The following is an 11,183-nucleotide window of genomic DNA, read 5'->3' as shown; positions in this document are numbered from 1 at the left end:
TACACGACGAACGAAAATCATCTCAGAAGCTTTCCAGTTATTCTCGCCCCAAATATCGGTATATTTACCCAGTTTGATACCATTTTCGCTACAGTAATTAATAACATCAAGATTAGCTTTGGCTGCCTGACGGTAAAGTTCTTTGTCTTGAGTAGGATTGAACAGCTTGCTGGCACGATAAAGTAATGTACGAGCTTTCAAAGCCAACGCCATACCGCGAGTCACACGTCCTGTTTCAGGAGTATCCGTACCACCTGAGGCATCTTCCAGACCATAATACGTAACCGGCAATTCCGGAGCAACAGCATCACATTCTTTCACAATAAAGTCAAAAACTTCAGCTGCCGGTGTACGTGTGATACTATTAGCTTCAGCTTCTGTCAACACTTCAGTAGTAAAAGGCACATCCCCGTAGGCTCGTACCAGCAAAAAATAATAGTAAGCACGCAACAAACGAACCTCATACTGATAACGGTTATAACGTTTCATCTGAGCTTGATAATCCACATCGTAACGGTGATCAATAAAATCCCGATCCACACCGTTCTTCAGAAAATAGTTAGCTTCGCGAATAGGAGAATAATAACCAAACCAAGAATAAGGATTCAGTGCACTCCAGTTTCCGTTGGTATAATCGAATATTGACGAATAAGTAATGGCCATCTCAGCCTCGTCGCAAGCCGAAGCACGGGAACCGCTACCCAGCAAGTCATAGTCCAAAGAAGCGTAGATATTGTTCACAAAACCGGCCGTACGACCAAAATCGGTGAACACGTAGTCCGGACCGTATGTCTGATATTCATGATAGTCCATCTTGTCGGCACAGCCAGTCAAGAACGCGGCACAAGCCACAAGAAGACATGCTTTCTTCAATTTCATATTCATAACGTCTGTTAGTTAGTAAAATTAAATACCCACTGAAAGTCCTACGTGAATAGAACGAGTTGCAGGATATACATTGCCGATAGCCTCGGGATCGGTAATGTCAATGTGGTCGATACTAAACAAGTCTGTACCTCTGACATATACCTTCGCATTACGCAACTTGATTTTTTCAATCCAAGCTGTCGGCAGTTTATAATATACTTCGCAGTTACGAAGTTTCAGGAACGAACGGTCTTGCAACCATACAGAACTATTCTGCAAATTGTTATCAACCTCTTCTGTAGTCAGACGCGGGAAACGGGCCGAGGGATTTTCAGGAGTCCAACGGTTCTCGTATGCGTACTGAGAAATAGAAGTATTGTTAACCAAAGGACGATAGATACTTGAAGTTAACCAGGCGCTGTAGTTGGCAACACCTTGGAAGTAAGCATTGAAGCCCAAACCCTTCCATTCCAGCCCCAAATTGAAGCCATAATAAATTTCAGGCCAAGCTGTGCTGTAACCCATAGGTACCATATCGTTAGAGTTAACTACACCATCGTTGTTCACATCCTTATACTTCAGGTCACCCGGTTTCACAGGACCAAACTGTTGTGGAACACTGTTATCAATATCGGCCTGATCTACAAAGTGACCGATAGCCTGCAAACCCCATACCTGGCCAATAGGTCTGCCCACAGCACTCAGGTATTCATAAGGTTTCGGCTCTTCCAGATTTTCAATGATTTCATTACGGTTGAATGAATAGGTACCCCCTACACGAAGTTTGAAGTCGCCAATCTGTTTGCTATAATCCAATCCTAACTCTGTGCCCCAACTGTCTACGATACCGGCGTTGGCATACGGGCTACTGATACCCAATACACTAGAGTTACGTCCACTGGCATCTACCCAAATGTCAGAACGACGCTCATAAAAGCCATCAATACTAAAATTCAGACCTTTCAGCAACGAAACATCCAGACCTACATTATATTTATAGGCTTTTTCAAGTACTCCGTTGACCGAAGCCAGACGGGCTTCTGCCCAGCCGCCGTCACCGTTACCGAAGTTGTCACCACCTACAATGGGATATGTACTTCCTCCAGTCACCAAATCTTCATGCCAATAACCGTCATACGGAGTATTATCTGTATTAATGATACCAAACGAAGCACGCAACTTCATAAAGTCGATAATATTCTGGTTCTTCATAAAGTCTTCATTAGAGATGACCCATGATAAACCTACGGTAGGAGCCGGTTTCCAACGGCTGTTCGGATCAAGTTTATTCGAAGCCGAGAACATCAAAGTAAAGTCAGCAAAATAGCGGTTGTTGTAACCATAATGTGTGTACCAACCTGCACTCTGCGTATACAAAGGAACATTGGTAGCTTCATTGAATTTATATGTATAGAGTAACATCGTATAGATGTCGTGCAAGCCGAAACTGCGGTTCCAGTCTACGTTCATCTGATAGTTGAACGAACGATACTGCCAGTCAAGCTTGGAAGAACCGTTAGTACTGCCTACTGCACCTCCTGTTACACTCGAAAATTCAGACGGTTCACCGTTCTCCCAAGCTGTCACAGTCGTCATTCCCCAACGGTCGCTACGACGATAATCTTCCCAAAACGAAGACAAGGCATCGTAACCGATACGTACCGATGCGCCCAAACCCTCGGTAATGGAAGACAAGTCCTGACGCAAATTCATATCGGCATACAAAGCACGCGTATTACCACGTGAATAGCCGTGCCCCTGAGCCAGATAGACAGGATTGTAATCGCCACTCCAAGTATTATTACCACCCCACAAACCGTCTTCGGTCTTCACAGGGAAAGCTGCAGAAGGTACAGTATAAAGTTTTCCAATAAGATTATCGCCCGAAGAACTGGGTCGGCTAAATTCACTCAACACACCCGAAATATTAGTTTGCAAACGTGTCGTTGAAGTCAGATCAATATCCAGATTCGAACGGAAGTTGAAACGCGAATACTTGTCCTGTGTAGAGATGCCACTAGCCATAGGATTCTTTATAAAGCCACGGTTGTTCTGCAAATTCAGCATAGTAAAGTAGCGCATTTTTGTTGAACCGCCACGGAAAGTCAGTGTAGCGATATCTGTTGTACCCAAATCACGGAACACTTCATCCATCCAGTTCACATTGGGATAAAGATAAGGGTACTTGCCACTTTGAAAAGCATTCAATTCGTTCTGCGAATAACGGGCTGCTTTTCCATCGTTGGCCAATGCCTCGTTGATAGCTGAAGCATATGTATATGAGTCAGCCATCTCGGGCAGACGGGTCTGCATGTTAAAACCATGATCGTAAGAGAAGTTAATCTCACGACTCTTATACATACCACGTTTAGTAACGATATTTACTACGCCGTTGGCTCCACGAAAACCATATAGTGCAATGGCTGCCGCATCGCGCAAGATGCTCACCGATTCTACTTCTTCGGGTGAGATATAATTCAAAGCCTGATAATTGTTATCACGTTCCAGTCCGTCGACCACCAACAGAATTCCCTGATTGCTCAACGTCTTAGGACCACGAATAGCCATCGAAGAAATCTGATCCCACACGTTTCCTGTTTTCTGCATTGTATAGAGGCCGGCAACATTTCCATACAGGGCATTACCTACATTGAATGTAGAACGATTGTCAATCTGGTCGGCATATACTGTCGATACGGCACCGGTACTCTCAGCATTAGTCTGTTCCAGACCGAAGCCATAATTCACTTTCTGAGAAGCGAAATCCATCACTACCTTCATGGGTTGACCGGCTTTCACTTTCACAACTTTGGTGTCATCACGACCTGTACGGATACACAACTTATTGTCACTTTCGGCATTGATTTCAAACTTACCGTGCCGGTCGGTCGTTACGCGCAACGACGGATTGTCCACAACCGAAATCAATGCGCCTACAACGGGATTGCCCTGACGGTCAACCACTGTGCCGACCACATTGACTTCCTGCGCCCCTGCACTAAGCGAAACGCAAGCCATCATTGCTAAAGAAGCTATGAGTCTATATTTTTTTTTCATGTTGTTTTTCTTATATTATGGTTGTTATACCGTTAGTTCCAACCCGGATTCTGATTCAGGCCATAGTCTTTGTTTACTTCCGAAGGCGGGAAAGCAGACAGATACCATTTCGGGCTGAAGTTAGTCCACCAAATACGTCTCTCGTTCTGAATTTCAAATACTTCATACTTAAACTCGGTAGGCTTATTCACAAATTCTCCAGTGCCATCCGGTCCGTTACCTTGTGTTCCAGACCAAGGTTTGTCACCACCACCATCATTACGATAGATTTTCAAGCCATGCAGTTTTGATTGGAACAAGTCAGCACGTTTGTAGCGGATCAGATCGAAGAAACGAACATCTTCCAGGCCCAACTCACAGGCACGTTCACGCAGAATCTCTTCCAACAAAGCATCCTTATCAGTTGTGAGATTCTTGTTCGGATTACATTCTGCCAATCCCCCCAATCCTACACGAGCACGAACTTTATCCACTTGCTGAATGGCACCTACCAAATCACCATGATAAAGCAAAGCTTCTGCATAAATCAAATAAACTTCTGCCAAACGCAGATACGGCCACTGCGGATAACCTGCAATCTTTCCCGTTTTAAAGAACTTAGCCAAACTGAATCCCGTAGCCACACTACCGGTACCTGTAGAAGTACTTGTCAAATTATCTCGTCCACCAATCCAAAACTCTGCTGCGTGATCACCATAGCTATCACCATTTACCCACATGGTCTCATACAGACGTGGATCGCGTACAGGTTTGTTATAATCGTTATTCTCAAAGAATGGATTTGCACCATCCTTTAATGACTTTGAAGCATCAAACGGGGTACCATCGCTCATCGGAAACATTGCCATATATTCGTATGTCGGTGTATATCCTCCATTATCAGGGAAAGCATAATCATAACCAGCATACCATCTATAATCCCATGTTCCACCACTCTTATATCCTGTGACACGAGTTGATATCAGTAATTCCGTATTGTTCTGACGTTCAAAATAAGCTTTAAAAAAAGCGTTACGATAATCACTCACGTTCGTACCAGAAGCCTCCATCAGTTCGTATACGCCATTAGCGTCCAATGCATCGAAAAAAGACTTACATGCTTCGTACAAACGATTCCACCAATCTCCATTATATCCACCATACCATGCCTGTAGGTTAGTAATAGCGTCTTGCGGTGCTTCGTTGCAGTAAGGCTGATCACTGTTGAAAAGAGGACTTGCAGCAAACAACAGAATTTTACATTTCAAAGCCATAGCTGCCGCTTTGGTCATACGTCCCTGCCAGTTGGCTTCTTCAGTATCCAAACTCCAAGGGAAATCTGCATCATTGATAGCCTCATCCAACAGTCCTATCATAAAATTAGCAGTTGCTTCAGCCGTAGCACGGGGAATTTCGTAGGTCTCCTGTACATCATAAGTTTTGTCTACCAAAGGCAGACCTCCAAAATGACGGAACATGTCGAAATAGCGGGAAGCAATAATGACTTTCGCCTCTGCTTTCAGACGATTTTTCTCGGCTTGTTCCATATCGGGTACACGGTCTACGTTTTCAATAAACATCCAGCTCGAACGAATAGCTTCCCATGTCCGGTAACCATAGTAAGCAAAACGAACTCTACCTCGTTCGTTGTCTTCATCGGATGCCGTATAAGCACCACTGTAATACAACGAATTTACACCACTCCACGAATTATGACTGTGCCAGCAGTCTGATAAAGTTTCGAACATACCCGTATTCATCTTTACTTCATTGACTCCCCAATAGTAAGGCAAACCGTAGTACATATCTTTATAGGTAGTCCACAGAAAAGCTCTCGCATAATCGGCTTTACCGAAAATTGAATCCTGATTCAGGTCGCTGGTCGTAGGTGGCTTTTCGAGGAAAGCGTCACCAAACTTTATTTCATCGACACAGGAGGCAAAAAGAAGAGACACACCTACCAGTGCCGCAAACATCCAACTCATTATATGTTTCATAATCTCAAGTTCTTAAATCTTGTGTTATTAAGTTACTTATTAGAAGCCAAGCTTCAAACCGATGTTGAATACACGGGGCAACGGGTAGTTCGGACGGTCGCTCTGACGAGATTCCGGGTCACCCCACATAAAGCTTGTAATAGTCAGCAGATTGTATCCGTTAACATACAGACGACAGTCGTTCAATTTCATCTTCTTCATGAAGGGGAAATCAAAGTTGTAACCTATCTCCACATTCTTCAGACGTAAGTAGCTGGCATTGACCAGATACAAATCGCTCTGAGCGTAGTTGTTGCTGGCACTGGTTGCCGTAGCACGCGGGAACTTCGCCGTAAAGGTATCGGCCGACGAACGCCATGTATTCTCATACTGGTAGAGCAACAAGCCTTTGTTTTGGGTATCGCCCAACGGCTGGCGAAACTCGGAAAGCATACGGTCTACGTTCCAAGCACCGGTCCATTGCATAGAGAAATCGAAATTCTTCCAAGAAAAGCCCATATTAAGACCGGCTGTGTACTCCGGAACATCAGTAAAACCGATATCACGGGTAGCATCGTCGCCGGTAATCTTACCGTCACGATCCAAGTCTACATAAACTGCATCACCCGGTTTCATTGTAATGCCATGATCAGCTATCGGCATACCGAATTCTTCCATATAACGAGCATCGGCTGTTTCATCATAGAAACCCCAGAACTTATACATCGAACGAGAACCTACTACACGACCCGTCTGATACATCCACGGTTCATTTTGTACTACCTCGTTCATATATACGATTTTATTACGGGCAAATGATATATTGAAATTAGCCCAATAACGGAAGTCTTCGTTCAACTGATCATTCCACTTAGCCTGAACCTCAAAACCTTTATTTTGCACTTCACCTACATTAATAGCAGGCAACGACATGCCCAGCAAACTAGGCAAATAATCAGGCTCACGCAAAATGTCGCGACGGTTCTCAATAAAATATTCTGCCGAAATATTCAGATGTTCATTCAATATAGTGAAGTCTACACCATAATTCTGCTTAACTGAAGTTTCCCATTTAGCGTCAGGATTAGTGTGTGTAGATTCCCAAGCACCTGGCTTAGCCGTACCAATATTCTGACCAAGGAATGCGCCCGAGGTACTTCCATATCCGTACGAACCAGGCAGATACCAGAAACGCTGACTACCATATCTATCATTACCAACCATACCAACAGACACGCGGAACTTCATGTAGTTGATAACCTTCTTCAACGGGGCAAAGAAAGGCTCCTCACTGATAGTCCAACCAACAGAACCGGCGGGAAAGAAACCATAACGGTTTTCGGGATTGAAGTTTTCGGAACCATTGTAACCCACATTAAATTCGGCCATGTAACGTGTCTTCCAGTCATAAGTAATACGTCCCACCAAACCTACATAACCAGTCGGTATATAACTATAAGAAGCAGGATAATATGTCTTAGACTGATTATAAAGTAGCAAACCTGTCACATTATGATCACCGAACTTACGAGCATAGTTAATACCCAACTCCATGTACCAGTCGCGAGCCTTACCAGAATTGCTGTTCGAATAACTGGTCTGCGTATCTGAACCTGACTTCTTAAAATTAATAATATCACCCTCGCCGACAACTGGCATATAAGTAGCTACCGAAGAAGAAGCCACCTTAGTAGTACTATAACTAGAGTTGTAAGAACCTTTCAGCTTAATAGACAATCCTTTTGTGATAAAGTCTAGTTTTTGATCCAGAATCAAGTCCAGATTCACCACGTTGGTAGAAGTACTACGGAAACCATTTCCATAATAAGAAGCGAGACCGTCAGTTCCCGGACTGGGCACGTAGTCAGGATTGGTCTTGATGTACTTACCATCCACAATACCGGCACTGGCAAAAGGAACAGCCCAATACAACTTACGGAACAACTGGTTCTGATCCTCACCCGACTCCGGTGTACGCTTGTTCTCTAAACGACCACCGATGTTTACTGAAAGTAAGGTAGACTTAGTTACATCGAAATCCAGATTGGCACGATAGTTATAACGTTTGTAATCGAAGTTAAAATCGTTAACCGCATTAAACTGCTTGAACATACCTCCTTGAGTAAACAAACCTGCCGAAACGAAGTAACGCATGTTGTCCGTACCTCCTGATATATTGACATTGTGTTGTGACTGGAAAGAAGCCTTATTCATACAGTAGTCAATCCAGTTGATATCCGGATAAAGGATGGGATTCGTATGATCGCGGAACGCAGCCAACACCTCATCAGAATACAAGACATCATTTCCGTCGTTCCGGCGCATCATGTTCACGTAGTCGGCATACTGGTAAGAGTTGGCAAACTCCAGCTCTTTAGTACGTACGTTCACACCAGCCGAAGTCGAGAAAGAAATCTTGGCCTTACCCTCGGCACCACGCTTGGTCGTAATCAAGATAACACCGTTGGCACCACGCACACCGAATACCGCTGTTGCCGAGGCATCCTTCAGCACGGTGATGCTCTCGATTTCGTTCGGGTCAACCTGTGACATGTCACGTTCCACACCATCGACCTGAATCAACGGAGTAGCATTATTCCACGTAGCAATACCACGCACATAAATATCTGCCGCATCGGCACCCGGTTCACCGGAATACTGCACGGTAGAAATACCAGTCACCTGACCGGAAAGAATGTTGTTCACAGAACCGGAAGGAGTTTTCAGCAAGTCGTCACCCTTCATTGAAGAGATAGCACCGGTCACAGACACTTTCTTCTGCACACCGTAAGCAACGACTTCAACTTCACCAAGCATCTGCGAATCTTCCTCAAGCACAATGTTCAATGTAGCACCAGCCTTCTTTACAATAATCTCCTGATCCTTGTAACCGATAAAGCTGATCTTCAACTTTGACCCAGCAGGAACCTCCAGAGTAAACTTACCGTCCAGATCGGTAATCACACCCACTGTCGTACCTACTGCCATTACGTTGGCGCCAATCACCGGCTCTCCATTAGTATCCTTCACGATACCTGTCACTCTCACCGTACTTTGCTGCACCACCTCCGGATTAGAGCCTTGCTTGCCCGACCCTTCTGCAGGCGTAAGCAAAAACAGGCACAACAACATTGCGGCAGGAAGCAACCGGCGAAGATTTGGAACTCGCCTTTCATCGAAGTTTTCTTGCTTTTCCATTAGCAATAATTTTAAGATTAAACATATATTTTATCCATAAAACTCGTTGAAATCCGTTTGCGTTTTTTCACAATCGAATCCGGCACAAAAGTATTTCTACCTATTACAAAAATACTTCTGAAAGGGTCCAAAGTAGTTGAATTTGGTTCCATGAAACATTTTTCGACAAAGAATGAAACATTATTCAACATGCAAGCGCAAGGCTTTTTGCTTAAACAATGTTACAAAACATATAAATTAAGAATTGAACGAAATGCAGTCTAGAAATGCAAGATAAATGCCTTATGCAGAAAAGCGGTGAAACATCCGTAAAGGCTCTGCTTTCACCATATACTACTGTATACCAACATTTAAGAATGAGGTGAAAGCGTGAAGGATATTTTCTGGGTTCTGTTCACCATCCGTGAAAGTTTCACCTGACTGTAGTCTGCCCACAATCCATCAGTACAATTCTAAAGTATCACTTTACGAGCATCAAGTAGTACATGGTGAACGTAAACACCTACGTTAGCTGGAGCGCATAACAAGTAATGCTCGAAACCTTAACAAACAATGTCACGAAAGGTAACAAACAATGTCCGCGAGCGACACAAGCACGGCTCACGAGCAACACAAGTGTGGCTCGCGAACAACACTTGCACGGCTCGCAAGCCATGCAAGTGACGAACAAGCAAGATTATTCCTCGATTACTCCGCCTCCCTGCGTGAAGCGTTCCATATACTCGGTGGGCTGCATACCAATTTCTTTCTTGAAACTGCTGCTGAAATAGCGTGGGTCGTTGTAACCCACAGCATAAGCCAAATCAGAAATCCGGATGTTTTTCTTTTCTTCCATGATGCGGCAGGCAGCCTTCATGCGGATATTACGGACAAACGATACGTAAGTCTGTCCTGTAAGCGACTTCAGCTTGCGGAAACAGGTAGACTTGCTGGTGTGCATTTCTTCCAAGAAGTCCGACTGATCGAAGTCGGCATCGGCCAGATGGCGGTTCACGCAGTCGATGGCCCGTTGCAGGAAGTCTTCGTCGATGCTTGTATAGTCCAAGTCCTTTACTTCGAACACCAATTGCTTCTTGAAGTCCATGCTGCGCCGCTCGCGTGTACGGAGCAGGTTACTGATACGGGCATGCAGCACACTCAGGCTGAAAGGCTTGGAAATAAAGGCATCGGCTCCCGATTCGTAAGCCTCTACCCGGTCTTCTTCTTTATTCTTTGCTGTAAGCAGGATGATAGGAATATGCGAAGTCTCAAAATGCCCTTTGATGTAGCGACACAGCTCGATACCGTCCATTTCGGGCATCATGACGTCGGATACAATCAGGTCTACTTCTCTGTTGCCCACTATCTCAACAGCTTCCTTACCGTTGGCAGCCGTACAGATATTATAATCGGTACCCAACAGCTTCGTCATCAGTTGCAGCAAGTCCTCACTGTCTTCCACAATCAGCAACGTACGGCGTACGGCAGGCGACAGAGGTTCCGTTTCCTCCTCAGCAGCCGTTTCGGAAGCGTCTGGCTCTACGATATCAGTCTGAGGCGTTACTTCCTGACGCTCTGTATCTTCCGACAGCGAATCATCTATTTCTTCTTCGGCATAAGCATCTCGCCGTGCAGGGAAAGTTACGATAAAGGCAGTTCCTTTTCCCTCCTCACTCTCTACCTCGATGGTTCCGTGATGCAGCACAACCAAGTCGCGTACCAACGACAAACCAATACCAGTACCAATGGTCTTGAACTTCCGGTAGTCACCCTCATAAAAGCGTTTGAAAAGTTCCTTCTGCGCATCTTTCGGGATACCTGCCCCGTCGTCCTTTACAATGAGGCACACTGTATCGTCTGTCCGGCCTTCCAGCGTTACACTGACAGTGCCGCCGGGACGATTGTATTTCGAAGCGTTCGAAAAGAGGTTATAAAGAATCTTGTCCAGCTTGTCCGGGTCGAAATAGACCGACATTGGCTCGGGCGAGCAGGACAAACTGAAGTGCATATCCTTACGCGACATCAAAGGCCGGAAGCTGTCAAGGCTCCGACGTACAAACAAAGCCAGATCGGCACGCGAAACTTTCAGCTTCAGGTTACCACTCTCAGCCTTACGGAACTCCAGTA

5 protein-coding genes are annotated in these 11,183 nt (G+C 44.9%); all 5 read right to left on the bottom strand.

Annotated features, from left to right (window positions below; translation table 11 throughout):
- Window positions 1–879, bottom strand: an 879-nt coding sequence (locus QVP67_RS03120) for a RagB/SusD family nutrient uptake outer membrane protein (RefSeq protein WP_288179843.1), incomplete at its 3' end; no start/stop codon positions are given.
- A gap of 27 nt (window positions 880–906) precedes the next feature.
- The gene (locus tag QVP67_RS03115; RefSeq protein WP_022162102.1) at window positions 907–3,924 is read right to left on the bottom strand and encodes a SusC/RagA family TonB-linked outer membrane protein; all 3,018 of its coding nucleotides are present in this window, start codon (window positions 3,922–3,924) and stop codon (window positions 907–909) included.
- A 32-nt stretch (window positions 3,925–3,956) separates the two neighbouring features.
- Complete coding sequence (locus QVP67_RS03110) at window positions 3,957–5,900, bottom strand: RagB/SusD family nutrient uptake outer membrane protein (RefSeq protein ID WP_022162101.1); 1,944 nt, start codon at window positions 5,898–5,900, stop codon at window positions 3,957–3,959.
- A 39-nt stretch (window positions 5,901–5,939) separates the two neighbouring features.
- Window positions 5,940–9,077 (bottom strand): SusC/RagA family TonB-linked outer membrane protein, encoded by a 3,138-nt coding sequence (locus QVP67_RS03105; RefSeq protein ID WP_022162100.1) that lies wholly within the window; start codon window positions 9,075–9,077, stop codon window positions 5,940–5,942.
- Window positions 9,078–9,753: 676 nt separating this feature from the next.
- The coding region (locus QVP67_RS03100) for a hybrid sensor histidine kinase/response regulator transcription factor (RefSeq protein WP_288179842.1) at window positions 9,754–11,183 on the bottom strand (1,430 nt) is incomplete at its 5' end.

This window comes from Bacteroides sp. CAG:633 (assembly GCF_000435115.1).
Taxonomy (GTDB): domain Bacteria; phylum Bacteroidota; class Bacteroidia; order Bacteroidales; family Bacteroidaceae; genus Bacteroides; species Bacteroides ndongoniae.
The sequence above is the reverse complement of the archived record's forward strand: the minus strand, read 5'-3'. Positions and strand labels throughout refer to the sequence as shown.